Annotated in this window: 15 protein-coding genes; 8 read left to right on the top strand and 7 right to left on the bottom strand. The window is 65.4% G+C overall.

Annotated features, from left to right (window positions below):
- The first annotated feature begins 52 nt into the window (after positions 1–52).
- The 4 genes from PIJ50_RS06535 to PIJ50_RS06520 all read left to right on the top strand — a co-directional run bounded on the left by PIJ50_RS06535 (position 53) and on the right by PIJ50_RS06520 (position 4,266).
- Positions 53–346, top strand: a complete 294-nt coding sequence (locus tag PIJ50_RS06535) for an FtsB family cell division protein (RefSeq protein ID WP_271973772.1) — start codon at positions 53–55, stop codon at positions 344–346.
- 109 nt (positions 347–455) lie between these two features.
- A complete protein-coding gene (pdhA, locus tag PIJ50_RS06530; protein ID WP_271973770.1) occupies positions 456–1,445 on the top strand; it encodes a pyruvate dehydrogenase (acetyl-transferring) E1 component subunit alpha in 990 nt (329 codons plus the stop codon).
- A gap of 12 nt (positions 1,446–1,457) precedes the next feature.
- Positions 1,458–2,852, top strand: a complete 1,395-nt coding sequence (locus PIJ50_RS06525) for a pyruvate dehydrogenase complex E1 component subunit beta (RefSeq protein ID WP_271973768.1) — start codon at positions 1,458–1,460, stop codon at positions 2,850–2,852.
- Between the two features lie 10 nt (positions 2,853–2,862).
- Positions 2,863–4,266, top strand: a complete 1,404-nt coding sequence (locus tag PIJ50_RS06520) for a pyruvate dehydrogenase complex dihydrolipoamide acetyltransferase (RefSeq protein WP_271973767.1) — start codon at positions 2,863–2,865, stop codon at positions 4,264–4,266.
- 56 nt (positions 4,267–4,322) lie between these two features.
- On the opposite strand, the gene cysE is transcribed toward PIJ50_RS06520, so the two are convergent.
- The 7 genes from cysE to PIJ50_RS06485 form a co-directional block, all read right to left on the bottom strand.
- Positions 4,323–5,126 (bottom strand): serine O-acetyltransferase, encoded by an 804-nt coding sequence (gene cysE / locus PIJ50_RS06515; RefSeq protein ID WP_271973765.1) that lies wholly within the window; start codon positions 5,124–5,126, stop codon positions 4,323–4,325.
- 59 nt (positions 5,127–5,185) lie between these two features.
- Positions 5,186–5,872 carry a phosphate regulon transcriptional regulator PhoB gene (gene phoB / locus PIJ50_RS06510; protein ID WP_271973763.1) on the bottom strand — a complete coding sequence of 229 codons (687 nt, stop codon included), beginning with the start codon at positions 5,870–5,872 and terminating at the stop codon, positions 5,186–5,188.
- A complete protein-coding gene (phoU, locus tag PIJ50_RS06505) occupies positions 5,869–6,582 on the bottom strand; it encodes a phosphate signaling complex protein PhoU (protein WP_271973761.1) in 714 nt (237 codons plus the stop codon). The genes phoB and phoU overlap by 4 nt, the downstream gene beginning before the upstream one ends.
- A gap of 3 nt (positions 6,583–6,585) precedes the next feature.
- Positions 6,586–7,383, bottom strand: coding sequence for a phosphate ABC transporter ATP-binding protein PstB (gene pstB / locus PIJ50_RS06500; RefSeq protein WP_271973759.1), 798 nt, complete (start codon positions 7,381–7,383; stop codon positions 6,586–6,588).
- A 10-nt stretch (positions 7,384–7,393) separates the two neighbouring features.
- The gene (pstA, locus tag PIJ50_RS06495; RefSeq protein WP_271973757.1) at positions 7,394–8,743 is read right to left on the bottom strand and encodes a phosphate ABC transporter permease PstA; all 1,350 of its coding nucleotides are present in this window, start codon (positions 8,741–8,743) and stop codon (positions 7,394–7,396) included.
- Complete coding sequence (gene pstC / locus PIJ50_RS06490; RefSeq protein ID WP_271973755.1) at positions 8,740–10,200, bottom strand: phosphate ABC transporter permease subunit PstC; 1,461 nt, start codon at positions 10,198–10,200, stop codon at positions 8,740–8,742. Before pstC ends, pstA begins: the two co-directional genes overlap by 4 nt.
- Positions 10,201–10,281: 81 nt before the next feature.
- Entirely contained in the window at positions 10,282–11,310 is a 1,029-nt protein-coding gene (locus PIJ50_RS06485) for a PstS family phosphate ABC transporter substrate-binding protein (RefSeq protein WP_271973753.1), read from the bottom strand.
- 361 nt (positions 11,311–11,671) lie between these two features.
- Here PIJ50_RS06485 and PIJ50_RS06480 point away from each other — a divergent pair, with 361 nt between their 5' ends.
- From PIJ50_RS06480 to modA, 4 genes are read left to right on the top strand one after another with little or no spacing between them, the layout of a single operon-like run.
- A complete protein-coding gene (locus PIJ50_RS06480; protein ID WP_271973751.1) occupies positions 11,672–13,246 on the top strand; it encodes an OpgD/OpgG family glucan biosynthesis protein in 1,575 nt (524 codons plus the stop codon).
- Positions 13,243–13,392: a hypothetical protein gene (locus PIJ50_RS06475; RefSeq protein WP_271973749.1), complete on the top strand. Its 150-nt coding sequence runs from the start codon at positions 13,243–13,245 to the stop codon at positions 13,390–13,392. The genes PIJ50_RS06480 and PIJ50_RS06475 overlap by 4 nt, the downstream gene beginning before the upstream one ends.
- Positions 13,393–13,395: 3 nt before the next feature.
- The gene (mdoH, locus tag PIJ50_RS06470; protein ID WP_271973747.1) at positions 13,396–15,180 is read left to right on the top strand and encodes a glucans biosynthesis glucosyltransferase MdoH; all 1,785 of its coding nucleotides are present in this window, start codon (positions 13,396–13,398) and stop codon (positions 15,178–15,180) included.
- A gap of 60 nt (positions 15,181–15,240) precedes the next feature.
- Positions 15,241–15,978: a molybdate ABC transporter substrate-binding protein gene (gene modA, locus PIJ50_RS06465; protein ID WP_271973745.1), complete on the top strand. Its 738-nt coding sequence runs from the start codon at positions 15,241–15,243 to the stop codon at positions 15,976–15,978.

Genomic DNA, 15,978 nt, shown 5'->3' with positions numbered 1-15,978 from the left:
CCATTGTGGCATCACCAAGGCACCGCCGGTCAACAGGCGTTTGGGGCAGCAGATGACGAAACCTCCCGCACTTGGGGCCACGGTCTATTTCATGATCCTGGCCACCCTCGGCCTTTATTTCACGTTCGCCGCCGTGCAGGGCGATTACGGCGTGTTCCAGCAGGTGCAGATCCGCGCCCAGACGGAACAGCTGGAACAGGAACGCGACCGCCTTCAGGCGCAGCTGGACGACATCCAGAACCTGACGCGCCGTCTGTCCACCCAGTACCTGGACCTTGATCTGCTGGACCAGCAGGCCCGCGACATTCTTGGCTACACCCGCCCGGATGAGATCGTCATCCGCTGAATTCGCGCTACACTCCCCCACGTGCAATTTTGCGCTACACTCGCGCAGGATGATGCGATAGAGATAGTTTAAGGCTAAACTATATCCGCTTGCTGTGGAGGAGGACGCAATGGCCACCAAAGATTCGGCCACTATCCCCAACGTTTCCAAGGATGAACTCCTTGGCTATTACCGCGACATGCTTCTGATCCGTCGCTTCGAGGAGAAGGCCGGCCAGCTGTATGGCATGGGCCTGATCGGCGGCTTCTGCCACCTCTACATCGGGCAGGAAGCGGTCGTCGTCGGCTTGGAAGCCGCGGCCAAGGAAGGCGACAAGCGCGTCACCTCCTACCGCGACCACGGGCACATGCTGGCCTGCGGCATGTCCGCCAACGGCGTCATGGCCGAGCTGACGGGCCGCGAGGGCGGCTACTCGAAGGGCAAGGGCGGCTCCATGCACATGTTCTCCAAGGAGAAGCATTTCTATGGCGGCCACGGCATCGTCGCGGCGCAGGTGCCGATCGGTGCGGGCCTGTCCTTCGCCGATAAGTACCTTGGCAACGACAACGTCACCTTCGCCTATTTCGGCGACGGCGCGGCGAACCAGGGCCAGGTGTACGAGACGTACAACATGGCCCAGCTGTGGGACCTGCCCTGCGTCTTCGTGATCGAGAACAACCAGTACGCCATGGGCACGAGCGTGAAACGCTCGACCAAGTCGCCGTCCTACTGGGAACGCGGCGTGGCCTACGGCATCGCGGGCGAGGCCGTGGACGGCATGGACGTGCTGGCGGTGAAGGCCGCGGGCGAAAAGGCCGTGGCGCATTGCCGTGCGGGCAAGGGTCCGTACATCCTCGAGATGAACACCTACCGTTACCGCGGACACTCCATGTCCGACCCGGCGAAATACCGGACCCGGGACGAGGTGGAGAAGATGCGTTCCGAAAAGGACCCGATCGAGCATGTGCGCGACCTGCTGCTGACCGGCAACCACGCCACCGACGATGACCTGAAGGCCATCGACAAGGACATCAAGGCCATCGTGAACGAATCCGCCGAGTTCGCGAAGACCAGCCCCGAGCCGGACGTATCCGAGCTCTGGACCGACATTTACGCGTAAGGGGGCGATACAATGGCAACGCAAGTTCTGATGCCGGCGCTGTCGCCGACCATGGAAGAAGGCACGCTGGCCAAGTGGCTGGTGAAGGAAGGCGACACCGTGACATCCGGCCAGGTCATGGCCGAGATCGAGACGGACAAGGCCACGATGGAGTTCGAGGCCGTGGACGAGGGCATCGTCGGCAAGATCCTGGTGGCCGAGGGCACGTCGGGCGTGAAGGTGAACACGCCGATCTGCGTTCTGGTCGAGGAAGGCGAGGATGCAAACGCCGCCTCCGGTGAGGCCGTGGAGCCGACCGAGGAGAAGAAGGCGCCCGAGGCCGAGGGCGGCAGCGTGAAGGCGCTGGACGAACCGGTCGTCGCCTCCCCCGGTGCGCCGGTTCCGGGCAAGCGCGACCGTTCGCCCGACTGGCCCGAGGGCACGAAGATGAAGACCATGACCGTGCGGGAAGCCCTGCGCGAGGCCATGGCCGAGGAAATGCGCGGCAACGACCGCGTCTTCCTGATGGGCGAGGAAGTGGGCGAATACCAGGGCGCCTACAAGATCAGCCAAGGCCTGCTGGACGAGTTCGGCCCAAAGCGCGTCGTGGACACCCCGATCACCGAGCACGGCTTTGCCGGTGTCGCGGTCGGCGCGGCCATGGGCGGCCTGAACCCGATCGTGGAGTTCATGACCTTCAACTTCGCCATGCAGGCGATCGACCAGATCATCAACTCGGCGGCCAAGACGCTGTACATGTCCGGCGGCCAGATGGGTTGCCCGATCGTGTTCCGCGGTCCGAACGGCGCCGCCGCCCGCGTGGGCGCGCAGCATTCGCAGGACTACGCCGCCTGGTATGCCCAGATCCCGGGCCTGAAGGTCGTGATGCCCTATTCGGCCGCCGACGCCAAAGGCCTGCTGAAACAGGCGATCCGCGACCCGAACCCGGTCATCTTCCTTGAGAACGAGATCATGTACGGTCGTTCCTTTGAGGTGCCGGACCTTGAAGACTTCACCATCCCGTTCGGCAAGGCCCGCATCTGGCGCGAAGGCAAAGACGTCACCATCGTCTCCTTCGGGATCGGGATGACCTATGCCCTGGAAGCCGCCGACAAGCTGGCCGAAGAGGGCATCGAGGCGGAGGTCATCGACCTGCGCACCCTGCGCCCGATCGACTATGAAACGGTGCTGGAATCGGTGAAGAAGACCAACCGCTGCGTCACGGTGGAGGAAGGCTTCCCCGTCGGCTCCATCGGGAACCACATCTCGGCCACGATCATGCAGCAGGCGTTCGACTATCTGGACGCACCGGTGATCAACCTGGCCGGCAAGGACGTGCCGATGCCCTATGCGGCAAACCTCGAAAAGCTGGCGCTGGTCACGACCGCCGAAGTGATCGAGGCCGTGAAATCCGTCTGCTATCGCTGAGGAGGGACGAATGGCGACTGAAATCCTGATGCCCGCCCTTTCCCCGACGATGGAAGAGGGCACGCTGGCCAAGTGGCTGGTGAAGGAAGGCGACACGGTCACGTCCGGCATGGTGCTGGCCGAGATCGAGACCGACAAGGCCACGATGGAGTTCGAGGCCGTGGACGAAGGCACCATGGGCAAGATCCTGGTGGCCGAGGGCACGGCCGGCGTGAAGGTGAACCAGCCGATCGCGATCCTGGTCGAAGAGGGTGAGGAGGTTCCGGCGGACGCCGGTGCGTCCAAACCCGCCTCCGGTCCCGACCATTCCGCCGACAACCAGTCGGTCGAAGATCAGAAGGCCGACGCCGAAGAAGAAAAGGTCGGCCGCCAGCAGCAGGTGGAGCCCGAGGGCGAGGGCAAGGTCGGCACGACCTCTCCCGCGCCCACCAGGGAGGGAGCTTCGGCCCCCAAGGGTGGCACCCCGTCCAAGGGTGACGGCCAGCGCGTCTTTGCTTCCCCCCTCGCCCGGCGCATCGCGGCGGACAAGGGGCTGGACCTGTCGCAAGTCAAAGGCACGGGCCCGCATGGCCGCATCGTGAAGGCGGACGTCGAAGCGGCGAAGCCCGCGGCCGCAGCGCCTGCCTCCGCCAAGGCGGAAACTCCCAAGGCCGAAGCGCAGAAGGCGCCCGTCGCCTCCGCCACCTCCAGCGCCGACGCCGTCAAGAAGATGTATGACGGCCGCAGCTTCGAGGACGTGCCGCTGGACGGAATGCGCAAGGTCATCGCCGCCCGCTTGACGGAAGCCAAGCAGACGATCCCGCACTTCTATCTGCGCCGCGAGGTGAATCTCGACGCGCTGATGAAGTTCCGCGGGACGCTGAACACGCAGCTGGAAGCCCGCGGCGTGAAGCTGTCGGTGAACGACTTCATCATCAAGGCCTGCGCGCTGGCCCTGCAACAGGTGAAGGACGCCAACGCCGTCTGGGCCGGCGACCGCATCCTGCGGATGAAGGCGTCGGACGTGGCGGTGGCCGTGTCCGTCGAAGGCGGGCTGTTCACGCCGGTGCTGAAGGACGCGGACCAGAAATCCCTCTCGACCCTGTCGGCCGAGATGAAGGACCTGGCGGCCCGCGCCCGCAACAAGAAGCTGGCGCCGCACGAATACCAAGGTGGCAGCTTCTCGATCTCGAACCTCGGCATGATGGGGATCGAGAATTTCGACGCGATCATCAGCCCGCCGCAGGCCGCGATCCTGGCCGTGGGCGCCGGCATCAAGAAGCCGGTCGTGGGCAAGGATGGGGAACTGACGGTGGCGACGATGATGTCGATGACCCTGTCGGTCGACCACCGCGTGATCGACGGCGCCCTTGGGGCCGAGCTGATGAAGGCCATCGTCGAGAACCTGGAAAACCCGATCGCGATGCTGGCCTGAAAGCCCGCGCGATGATCGAAAAGCGGCCGGAGGGACACCTCCGGCCGTTGTTGTTTTCAGTCCTGCACCACCTGGTCCATCGCGATGGAGGGCTGATCGCAGCCAGCCGTCCCCACCACCTTGGCCGGCACGCCCGCCACCGTGGAACAGGCCGGCACATCGCGCAGAACCACCGACCCGGCGGCGATCCGGCTGCAATGGCCAACGGTGATGTTGCCCAGCACCTTGGCACCGGCGCCGATCATCACCCCATCCTCAATCTTCGGGTGGCGGTCGCCATCCTCCTTGCCCGTGCCGCCGAGCGTGACCGAATGCAGCATGGACACGTTGTTGCCCACGATGGCCGTTTCGCCGATCACGATGGAATGGGCGTGGTCGATCATCACGCCACGACCGACGGTGGCGGCCGGGTGGATGTCGACGCCGAACACCTCGGACACGCGGGTCTGGACGAAATAGGACAGGTCGAAGCGCCCGCGCGTCCAAAGCCAGTGGCCGATGCGATAGGCCTGCAACGCCTGATAGCCCTTGAAATACAGGATCGGCTGAAGATAGCGGTGGCAGGCCGGATCGCGTTCGAAGACCGCTGTCAGGTCCGCCCGCGCCGCCTGAACGATCTCGGGGTCGGAGCCATGGGCCTCTTCCGCGATCTCGCGCAGGATCTGTTCGCTCATGTCGTTCGACGACAGCTTCAGCGCGAAGCGATAGGCCAGCGCCCGTTCCAGCGAAGGGTGGTGCAGCAGGCTGGCATGGACGAACCCGCCGATCAGCGGTTCGTCCCGGATGGCCTGCTGCGCCTCCTCGCAGATCCGCTGCCAGACGGGGTCGAGGGAGGAAACGTTCGTGCGGGGTTCAGCCATGTCGACATCCTTCGTGTTGAGGATATTCTAGCAGCCGGCCGGACGTTTCGCGACCCCCATCAGCCGAGTGCGTATCCCGCGCCCCGCACGGTGCGAAGCGGATCGTCCCCGCCATGCGCGCACAACGCCTTGCGCAGACGGCCGATATGCACGTCCACGGTCCGGGTGTCGACATAGATGTCACGGCCCCAGACCCGGTCCAGAAGCTGTTCGCGGCTGAACACGCGTCCCGGCTTTTCCATGAAGGTGGTCAGAAGGCGGAACTCGGTCGGGCCCAGTTTCAGCACCTTGTCGGAGCGATACACGCGGTGCGTTTCGGAATCGAGGCGGATGTCGTCCCATTCCAGTACGATGCCCACGGTGGCAGGTCGCGCGCGACGCAGTTGCGTGCGCACGCGGGCCATCAGCTCCACCACGGAATAGGGCTTCACCACGTAATCGTCGGCACCGGTTTCCAACCCGCGCACCCGGTCCACCTCTTCGGACCGGGCCGAGAGCATGATGACCGGAAGGCTGCGCGTTTCCGCCCGCGTCTTCAGCTGGCGGCAGACCTCGATCCCCGAAAGGTTCGGCATCATCCAGTCCAGCACGATCACGTCGGGCGACACCTCGTCCACCAGGATCAGCGCCTCTTCCCCGTTGCCGGCCTGAACCACGCGGAAGCCCTCGGCCTCAAGGTTGTAGGCGAGAACCTCGCGCTGCGCGGGTTCGTCCTCCACCAGAAGGACGACAGGCTCACCGCTCATTCATCGCCTCCGGCGAAGGCGGTCTTGTCGGCTTTGATCCGCGCCTCTTCCGGCATCATCCCGGTCACGAGGTAGATCACCTGCTCCGCGATCGTCGTCGCGTGGTCGCCCACGCGTTCGATGTTCTTGGCGATGAAGTGCAGGTGCATGCAGGCCGTGATGTTGCGCGGATCCTCCATCATGTGGGTCAGGAATTCACGGAACAGCGCGTTGTACATCTGGTCGACTTCGGCGTCGCGCTGGCGCACGTCGGCGGCCAGCGTCGCGTCGCGCTGGATGTAGGCGTCCAGCGCGTCCTTCAGCTGAAGTTCCACCGTGCGGGCCATGCGGCGGATCGCCAGCGACGCGCCGGGGATCTGCGCCAGCTGCGACAGGACCGACGACCGCTTCGCGAGGTTCTTCGCGAAGTCGCCGCACCGCTCCAGGCTGCCCGCGATCTTGATGACCGTCAGCACGGTCCGCAGGTCCGACGCAATCGGCGCACGCAGGGCGATCAGGCGCGCGCATTCCGCGTTCACCTGTTCTTCCAGGGCGTCGATGGCGCGGTCGTTGCGGCGCACCTGTTCGGCCAGCTCGTCGTCGCGGGTTTCCAGCGCGCGGGCGGCGTCGGCGATGGCGGCTTCCACCATGCCGCCCATTTTCATGATCATCGCCTGAACCGCTTCAAGATCGCGGTCGAAGGCCGAGTGGATGTGGGGGTCGCTGGCCATGGCTTATCCAATCTTGCCGCTGATGTAGCTTTCGGTGCGCGGGTCGCGGGGGTTCTGGAAGATCTGCCCCGTCTCGCCGTATTCGACTAGGTTGCCCAGGTGGAAGAACGCGGTCTTCTGGCTGACCCGGGCCGCCTGCTGCATGGAGTGGGTGACGATGACCACCGCGAACTGGCTGCGCAGCTCGTCGATCAGCTCCTCCACCTGCGCCGTGGCGATGGGGTCGAGGGCCGAGCAGGGTTCGTCCATCAGCAGCACCTCGGGCGAGGTGGCGACGGCGCGTGCGATGCACAGACGCTGCTGCTGGCCGCCCGACAGGCCGGTGCCGGGCGCATGCAAGCGGTCCTTCACCTCGTTCCACAGGGCGGCCTTGCGCAGGGCGGTTTCCACCACCTCGTCCAGCTCCGCCTTCGACCGTGTCAGGCCGTGGATCTTGGGGCCGTAGGACACGTTGTCATAGATCGACTTCGGGAACGGGTTCGGCTTCTGGAACACCATGCCGACCTTGGCGCGCAGCTGCACCGGATCGACCTTGGGGTCGTAGATGTTCTCGCCGTCCAGCTCGATCCGGCCCGTCACCTTGGCGGCGGCGATCGTGTCGTTCATGCGGTTCAGGCAGCGCAGGAAAGTGGACTTGCCGCAGCCCGACGGGCCGATGAACGCCGTCACGTGCCCGTTCAGGATGTCGACGTCGACCCCCTTCAGCGCGTGGCTGGCGCCGTAGTGGACGTTGACGTCCCGCGCCGTGATCTTGGTCTCGCTGGTGGACACGTCTCTCTCCGCGATTCTCATGTCGTTCATATCTGGTCCCTCACCAACGGCGTTCAAACTTGCGGCGCAGAATGATGGCGACCGCGTTCATCACAAGAAGGAAGGCCAACAGCACGATGATGGCCCCGGACGAGCGTTCCACGAAGGCCGGGTCCGCACGCTGCGTCCAGTTGTAGACCTGCACCGGCAGGGCCGAGGCGGGGTCGAACAGGCCGGCCGGCGGGCCGTCCGGATAGTCGCGCACAAAGGCGACCATGCCGATCAGCAGCAGCGGCGCGGTTTCGCCAAGCGCCTGCGCCAGACCGATGATCGTGCCTGTCAGGATGCCCGGCATCGCCAGCGGCAGGACGTGGTGGAACACGGCCTGCATGCGGCTGGCCCCCACCCCAAGCGCCGCGTCGCGGATCGACGGCGGCACCGCGCGCAGGGCCGCGCGGGTGGAGATGATGATGGTCGGGATCGTCATCAGCGTCAGCACAAGACCGCCTACGATCGACGCGGACTGCGGCAGATGGAAGAAGTTGATGAAGATCGCGAGGCCCAGGATCCCGAACACGATGGACGGCACGGCCGCGAGGTTGGAGATGTTCACCTCGATCACGTCGGTCCAGCGGTTCTTCGGTGCAAACTCCTCAAGGTAGATGGAGGCCGCGACCCCGATCGGAACCGACAGGACCAGCACCACCAGCATCATGTAGAGCGAGCCGAGAAGCGCCACGCCGAGGCCCGCCGCTTCCGGACGCTGGTCCGAGGCGTCGGGTTTCGTCACGAAGCCCCAGTTGAAGCGCAGCGCCATCAGGCCGTTGTCGGCCATGGCCTGCGCCAGTTGCAGGCGCTGCGGGGTGACGTTGGCGTCACGTTCTGCGCTTTGCATGGTGACGCGGCCCTTGAAGTAGCCGTCGATCCGGCCATGGGCCAGTGCGTCGATCTCCACCTGCTGGCCCAGAAGCTCCGGGTTGTTCAGCACGCGGTTGCGCAGGTCCGCGGCCGCTTCGGGCGAGAGCATGCCCGTGATGTCGGCGTCCGTCATGCCTTCCGGCACGATGTTGGCGCCGCGCACCGCAGTGACCAGGCCCTGACGCAGGACGTTCTGGTAGCCGATGGTAGTGACCTTGGCCATCTCCTCGGGGTTGCGGTTGCCGTCCGGGTCCAGCGTTTCGGCCGGCAGCGTCATCTCGAACGTGGCGAAGGTCTGACGGAAGGCCGACGCCCCGCCCGAGAAGATGGAGACCAGCAGCATCACCAGCGCGACCATCGCGATGCCGATGCAGACGAGGCCGTAGATCTGGAAGCGCCGTTCGGCCGCGTTGCGGCGTTTCGTGCGCGCGTCCAGTTGCAGAAGGGACGACGTCTTGCGCTTCCCGGAGGGGTGGGCGGAGATATCGGTCATTCGTATTGCTCCCGATATTTGCGCACGATGTAGAGCGCAAGGATGTTCAGACCCAGCGTGATGACGAACAGCGTCAGGCCAAGGGCGAAGGCGACCAGCGTTTCGGGCGAGTTGAAGTCCGTGTCACCGGTCAGCTGCGATACGATCTTCACGGTGATGGTGGTCATCGCCTCGAACGGGTTCAGGCCCATGCGGGCGGCGGCCCCTGCCCCCAGCACCACGATCATCGTCTCACCAATTGCGCGGGACGCGGCCAGAAGGATGGCGCCGACGATGCCCGGAAGCGCCGCCGGCAGCACGACCTGACGGATCGTTTCAGACGGCGTGGCGCCAAGGCCCAGGGATCCGTCGCGCAGGCTTTGCGGCACGGCGTTGATGATGTCGTCCGACAACGAGGACACGAACGGAATGATCATGATGCCCATGACCAGACCCGCCGTCATGACCGAGCTGCCCGAGGAGCCGAGGCCCATCGGCTGGGCGATCCAGTCGCGCAGCATGGGGCCCACCGTGATCAGGGCGAACAGGCCGTAGACGATGGTCGGGATGCCGGCCAGAATCTCGATCAGCGGCTTGGCGACGGCGCGCATGCTTTTCGACGCGTATTCCGACAGGTAGATCGCCGAGAAGAGGCCGATCGGCACCGCCACCAGCAGCGCGATCAGGCTGATGTAGAGCGTGCCCCACAGCAGCGGCAGAATGCCCAGCTGGCTGTTGCCCTGGAACACCGGCGACCAGGTGGCGCTGAAGAAGAAGTCGCGCCAGGAATACTGCTCGAAGAAGGTGGCCGTCTGGAACACCAGCGACAGCACGATGGCGATGGTCGTCAGGATGGCGATGACCGAGGCCGCGATCAGTAGCGTCATCGTCACCCGTTCGACCAGGTTGCGGGCGCGGAAGTCGGGGGCGCAGCGACGGATGCCGAAGAAGGCGCCGATCACTGCGAACAGGATGACGGCCACCGTCAGCCCCGTATTCAGCGTGGAGGACAGGTCGCGGAAGGTCTGCGCCGCGTTGAACAGCTGCGGCGTCACCACCACCGGAAGGGAGATGTCGGCCTCGGCCAGCGTGGCGGGAAGGGAGGACGGATTTTCGGCCAGTGCGGGCAGATCGCTTTCGGCGATGACCCCCTGGGCCAGGCCGCGATCCAGCGCCACCGCCACGGACTGCACGTCACGCTTGGCGGCCAGCTTTTCGCCGACCGAAGCTTCGACGGGCAGTTGCAGGACCGAATCAACGCGCTGCGTGGTGATCATCGGCTGCACGAACAGCCAGATCACCAGAATCGCCAGCGCCGGAACGATCGAGGAAATGAAACAGTACCAGCCGTAATACGACGGCAACGAGTGAAGCTTGCGCGGATCCCCCCGCGAGGAGGACAGCGCTTTCTGACGCCCGACGCCATACGCGACACAGGCGATGGCGATAGCGATGAGCGTGATCCAGAACACTGACATTGGGGCTCTCGTCTGAAAGAACGCCCGGCCGAATGTTCGACCGGGCCTGAAGGCTTGGCAGGATATCCTGACCGAAGCTTCTTACATGGTTTCTTCAGCTTCGACAGCCGCTTGCGTCGCGGCCAGTTCCGGGTCCGAAACCAGGCCATAGGCGGCCAGCGGGCCGTTCGGGCCGGCCATGTCGTCGGATACGAAGAAGGTCACGAACTCTTTCAGGCCGGGAACGACGCCGATGTGCGCTTTCTTCACGTAGAACTGCAGCGGACGCGACACCGGGTATTCGCCCGAAGCGATCGTCTCGGTCGTGGGGGTCACGCCGGACATCGTGGCGACCTGCAGGGCGTTCGTGTTGTTTTCGTAGAAGGACAGGCCGAACACGCCGATGCCGTTGGCGTCCGACTGGATGCGGGCCAGCGTCTCGGTGTAGTCGCCGTCGATGTCGACCGACTTGCCGTCGGTGCGGACAGCCACGCAGGCTTCTTCGGCCGTGTCGGCGTCCGACAGGGCGGTCATCTCTTCCAGGGCGCCCGACTCTTCGCAACCGGCGGCCAGAACCTTCTCTTCGAAGACTTCACGCGTGCCGTGCTTGGTGCCCGGGATGAAGGCCAGGATCGGCTGTTCCGGCAGGTCCGGGTTCACTTCGTTCCAGGTCGTGTAGGGGTTGGCGACCATCTTGCCGTCGACGACGACCTGGGCGGCCAGCGCCTTGTACCAGTCGGCGGGGGTGAAGGCGAACTCTTCGCCGTCCACGGCCGAGGCGAAGACGATGCCGTCATAGCCAATCTGCACGTGCATGATGTCGGTCACGCCGTTGTCGGCGCAGGTCTTGATCTCGCTGTCCTTGATCAGGCGCGACGCGTTGGCGATGTCGATCGTGTTGGAGCCGACGCCTTCGCAGAACTGGGCCAGACCGGCACCCGAACCGCCCGACTGCACGACCGGCGTCGGGAATTCGAAGTTTTCGCCGAAGGCTTCGGCCACGATGGTCGCATAAGGCAGAACAGTCGAGGAACCGGCGACCTGAATGGTGTCACGATCCTGCGCGTGGGACGCCGTGGCGCCAACAGCGGCAAGCGCCAAGGCGGAGACAGACAGCTTGATGAACGACATGAAATTCTCCTGTAAGAACAGCCGGACCCGGAACGCGGGCCCTTCGGCACTGCACTAGCAAGCGCTTGCGACCGGTCTACGTCATTTTTATGACGCTTTCATGACAGACGCCGCGATTTGCGACACCGACTTGTCCCGCCTGTTCCGACGACGTTCGCCTGTAATTCGGGCAGCATCGCGCCGAAAAGAGGCAATTGTAACAGGCATTTCTTGCTTCCCCCCGGTGCCGCGCAATATTACCGGACAAAGCGAATCTCCTCCCGGAGGTTGCACGAATATTTTGGAGCCTGATTTGCCCGTGACCCCTTCGTCTCTCTCGCGCAGGACGCTGCTGGCGTCTGGTGTGGCCAGCACGGCCCTCATGGCGGTTCCGGTCCTGGCCCAGGACGCCCCGCCGCCAGAGGCTCCGGTGCCCGCCCCGGCCCCCACGCCCGCGCCTGCGGCGGAACCCGCCCCGCCGGCGGCACCGGCCAGCGTTCCCTTCAGCTTCGACCTACTGACCGAGGAGATGCGGCAGGCCGCCACGGCCGCCTATCAGGAGCCGGTCCGTCCGACGGGTGCGCTGGGCGATCTGCAATACAACGACTACCGCAACATCAACTTCCGCGCCGACCGCGCCCGCTGGGCCGACAGCTCGGCCAGCCTGTTCCGCGTGGCGGCCTTCCACATGGGCTGGCTTTATTCCGACCCGGTGCAGATGTTCCAGGTCGCCGGCGACACGGCGACGGAAATGGCCTTCTCCACCGACGACTTCGAATACTACAACAACCTGACGGACCGGTTCCAGCCGCACCTGGAACTTCCGGGCGTGGCCGGCTTCCGCCTGTCCACCCCCCTGAACCGCCCCGACGTCTTTGATGAACTGGTGGCCTTCCTCGGTGCGTCCTATTTCCGCGCCTTGGGCCGCGGCACCAGCTACGGGATGTCGGCGCGGGGCCTCGCGGTCAACACCGCCTCCCCCACGCAGGAGGAGTTCCCCCGCTTCTCGCGCTTCTATCTGGAAAAGCCGGCGGATGCGTCCAACACCGTGGTGGTCTATGCCGCGCTGGACAGTCCCTCGGTCACCGGCGCCTACCGCTTCATCATCACCCCGGGCGAAGAAACGGTGATGCTGGTCACCGCCCGCATCTTCGCACGCGAGGATGTGGCCCAACTGGGCGTGGCGCCGCTGACGTCCATGTACATGTTCTCGGAAAACAACCGGGCGAACTACGACGACTTCCGCCCGAACGTGCACGACTCCGACGGTCTGGGTATCGAGCGGCGGTCGGGCGACAAGATCTGGCGTCCGCTGAACAACCCGCCGCGTCTGGGCGGATCCTATTTCGGCGAGGAATCCCCGCGGTCCTTCGGCCTGTTCCAGCGCGACCGGGAGTTCGAGAACTTCCAGGATCTGGAAGCGCGCTACGAACGCCGTCCCTCCGTCCTCGTGGAGCCGATGGGCGAATGGGGCAAGGGCATCGTCCGCCTGGTGGAGATCCCGAGCGATTCCGAGGTCAATGACAACATCGTCGCCTTCTGGGTGCCCGAAGGCGCCTTCAACAAGGGCGACGCGCGCGAGTTCGCCTATTCGCTGCGCTGGGGCGCCCTGTCGCCTGATCCGCAGGCGGCGCTGGCCTTTGTGGCCGAAACCCGCACGGGTCAGGGCGGCGTGTCGGGCGTGGACAACAGCGCCAACTTCCGCAAGTTCGTGGTGGACTTCCAAGGCGGCGTGATTGCTAACCTGCCCATGGATGCAAAGCTGGACCCGGTGATCAACGTCCAGAACGGCGAGGTGGAGCATTCGGCTCTTGTGCGTATCCCGGAAAGCAATATGTGGCGTCTGGTGATCGACGTGCGCGGAACAAAAGGCCAGGTCGTGGAACTTGGGGCGCATATTGCGGGTTACGGCCGCAAGTTGTCGGAGACGTGGCTTTACCAATGGATGAACGCATGAGTTCCGCCGAACCCAAACAGCCCGAGACCGAGCGTGGCGCCCTTCCGGACGCCCCCCTTGCCATGCCCAAGCAGGTTCTGACCTCCGAATCCCAGCCGGTCTGGCGCCGGTTCTTCGGCAGCCGCATCGTCAAGGCAGGCTCCTGATCCATGGCACTGACGTCGAAAGACCGGGGCGCCTTCTTTCCCCGGGCGCTGGGGCTTGCGTTCAGCGCGCTGGCCGCCGCGGGCGCGTTCATGCTGTTCCTGCAGTTCGGGTGGTCGGACGGGCTGGACGCGATGGACATCGTCCGCGCGCTGTTCATCCTGATCTCCACCTTCTGGCTGGCCTGGGGGGCCATGCAAGCCGTCCTGGGCCTGATGTCGCGCGCCCTGCCGCCGCCGCTGCCGCCGTTCCAAGGCTTGCGTTCGAAGACCGCCATCCTGGTCCCCGTTTATAACGAGGATCCGGTGACGGTCTATTCGCGCATCGCCGCGATGGACGCGTCGCTGAAGGCGACCGGGCATGCCGAGCATTTCCATTTCGCGATCCTGTCGGACACCCGCAAGGATGACGTGGCCGTTCAGGAGCGTTTATGGTTCCATCGCCTGCTGGACGAATGCGAAGGCGAAGGCCGGATGTTCTACCGGCGGCGCGAAAGCAACAAGGGCCGCAAGGCCGGCAACATCGAGGATTTCTTCCAGCGGTCCGGCGGCGCCTACGACTTCGCCCTGATCCTGGACGCCGACAGCCTGATGGAAGGCGACACCATCGTGGAGATGGCACGCCGGATGGAGGCGGAGCCCGAGCTGGGCCTGCTGCAGACCCTGCCGAAGGTGACGCGCGCCAAGGCCCGCTTCGGGCGGGCAATGCAATTCTCGGCCAGCTTCCATTCGCCCATCTTCGCGCGTGGCCTCGCCATGATGCAGGGCGCCACGGGCCCGTTCTGGGGCCACAACGCCATCGTGCGCTGCCGCGCCTTTGCCGAAAGCTGCGGCCTGCCCGAACTGCCGGGCAAGCCCCCCTTTGGTGGCCACATCATGAGCCATGACTACGTGGAGGCCGCCCTTCTGGCCCGCGCGGGCTGGCTGGTCCGTTTGGACGACGATCTGGAAGGCAGCTTCGAGGAAGGCCCCGAAAACATCGTCGACCACGCCAAGCGCGACCGCCGCTGGTGCCAGGGCAACCTGCAGCATTCCAAGATCGTGAACGCGCCCGGCCTGCGGGCCTGGAACCGCTTCGTCTTCGTGCAGGGCATCCTCAGCTACATCTCGCCGCTGTTCTGGCTGGGCTTCATCGTGGCGTCGATCTTCGCGCCGTGGTTCACGCCGCCCGTCAACTACTTCCCGGTCGAAGGCTGGCCCTTCCCGATCTTCCCCTCGGACGAGACGTGGAAGGCCATCGGTCTGGCCATCGGCATCTTCGGCCTCTTGTTCCTGCCGAAGCTGCTGGTGGCGGCCGACGCCATCACGTCGGGCCGCGCGAAGGAGTTCGGGGGCGCGGGCCTCGTCTTCCGCTCCACCCTCGTGGAACTGGTGTTCTCGTCGATCACCGCACCGATCTTCATGATGTTCCAGACGCGGTCGGTGCTTCAGGTCGTGTTCGGCGCCGATGGCGGCTGGCCGACGAACAACCGCGGCGACGGCACGCTGCCCTTGTCCGAGAGCTGGGCGGGCACATGGTGGATCGTGCTGTGGGGTCTGGTCGTGCTGTCGGCCACCTGGTTCCTGGCGCCCAGCCTCGTGCCGTGGCTGCTGCCCATCGCGATCCCGATGATCTTGGCACCGTTCGTCGTCTCCTGGACCTCTCGCGCCAGCCGCACGCGCCTGTTCCTGACTCCGCTGGACATCCAGCCTGCGCCCGTCATGCTGATGCAGGACCGGATCCTGGCCAGCTGGCAGGGCACGCCCCGCGATCCCGCGCCCGACCTGATGGCGGTGCCCGCGCAGGCCTGAAGGGGTTGCCTTTGCGGTGTGCCGGTGCATGATCACCGGCACGCCCACCAAGGATATCCCATGCTCCGCCTGACCCTCGTCGCCTTTCTTGCCCTGTCCACGGCCGCCCACGCCGACACCGTGACCGTGTTCGCGGCCGCCAGCCTGAAAACCGCGCTGGACCAGATCGCGGCCGAATGGCAGCCCGAAAGCGGCGACAGCGTGACCGTGTCCTATGCCGGCTCCTCCACGCTGGCCAAGCAGATCGTGGCGGGCGCGCCGGCAAACCTCTTCATCTCCGCCTCCACCGACTGGATGGAGGCGGTGGAAACGGAAGGCTTGGTCGCAGGCGCCTCGCGCGAAGACCTGTTGGGCAACACGCTGGTCGCTATCGGACCGAAGGGCAGCGCCCCCATCACGGCAGAGGAGCTTCCCGAGACGCTGGGCGAAAGCTATCTTGCCATGGCGATGGTGGACTCCGTTCCCGCCGGGGTTTACGGCAAGCAGGCCCTGACCCATCTGGGCCTGTGGGAGGCCCTGGCCCCCCGCGTCGCCCAGACGGACGACGTGCGCGCGGCCCTCGCCCTCGTCGCGGCGGGAGAGGCGCATATGGGCATCGTCTACGCCTCGGACGCCAAGGCCGAACCCCGCGTGGACGCCGTGCTGACTTTCCCCTCGGGAAGCCACGACCCAATCACCTACCCCGCCGCCTTGATCAAGGGGCACGACACCCCCGCGGCCGAGGCCTTCCTGAAGCATCTGTCCTCGGACGAGGCGGCCGCCGTCTTCCGCGCGCAGGGGTTCGACGTCCTTCGCTGA

This window comes from Falsirhodobacter sp. 20TX0035 (genome assembly GCF_028307215.1).
GTDB lineage: Bacteria > Pseudomonadota > Alphaproteobacteria > Rhodobacterales > Rhodobacteraceae > Falsirhodobacter.
The sequence above is the reverse complement of the archived record's forward strand: the minus strand, read 5'-3'. Positions and strand labels throughout refer to the sequence as shown.

Bases quoted from the DNA above. Each gene is read 5' to 3' on its own strand.
- cysE (WP_271973765.1), bottom strand. From the start codon at position 5,126: ATGGCTGAACCCCGCACGAACGTTTCCTCCCTCGACCCCGTCTGGCAG.
- PIJ50_RS06525 (WP_271973768.1), top strand. From the start codon at position 1,458: ATGGCAACGCAAGTTCTGATGCCGGCGCTGTCGCCGACCATGGAAGAA.
- pstB (WP_271973759.1), bottom strand. From the start codon at position 7,383: ATGAACGACATGAGAATCGCGGAGAGAGACGTGTCCACCAGCGAGACC.
- PIJ50_RS06535 (WP_271973772.1), top strand. From the start codon at position 53: ATGACGAAACCTCCCGCACTTGGGGCCACGGTCTATTTCATGATCCTG.
- PIJ50_RS06520 (WP_271973767.1), top strand. From the start codon at position 2,863: ATGGCGACTGAAATCCTGATGCCCGCCCTTTCCCCGACGATGGAAGAG.
- pstA (WP_271973757.1), bottom strand. From the start codon at position 8,743: ATGACCGATATCTCCGCCCACCCCTCCGGGAAGCGCAAGACGTCGTCC.
- PIJ50_RS06485 (WP_271973753.1), bottom strand. From the start codon at position 11,310: ATGTCGTTCATCAAGCTGTCTGTCTCCGCCTTGGCGCTTGCCGCTGTT.
- phoB (WP_271973763.1), bottom strand. From the start codon at position 5,872: ATGAGCGGTGAGCCTGTCGTCCTTCTGGTGGAGGACGAACCCGCGCAG.
- pdhA (WP_271973770.1), top strand. From the start codon at position 456: ATGGCCACCAAAGATTCGGCCACTATCCCCAACGTTTCCAAGGATGAA.
- phoU (WP_271973761.1), bottom strand. From the start codon at position 6,582: ATGGCCAGCGACCCCCACATCCACTCGGCCTTCGACCGCGATCTTGAA.
- PIJ50_RS06480 (WP_271973751.1), top strand. From the start codon at position 11,672: ATGGCGGTTCCGGTCCTGGCCCAGGACGCCCCGCCGCCAGAGGCTCCG.
- PIJ50_RS06475 (WP_271973749.1), top strand. From the start codon at position 13,243: ATGAGTTCCGCCGAACCCAAACAGCCCGAGACCGAGCGTGGCGCCCTT.
- modA (WP_271973745.1), top strand. From the start codon at position 15,241: ATGCTCCGCCTGACCCTCGTCGCCTTTCTTGCCCTGTCCACGGCCGCC.
- pstC (WP_271973755.1), bottom strand. From the start codon at position 10,200: ATGTCAGTGTTCTGGATCACGCTCATCGCTATCGCCATCGCCTGTGTC.
- mdoH (WP_271973747.1), top strand. From the start codon at position 13,396: ATGGCACTGACGTCGAAAGACCGGGGCGCCTTCTTTCCCCGGGCGCTG.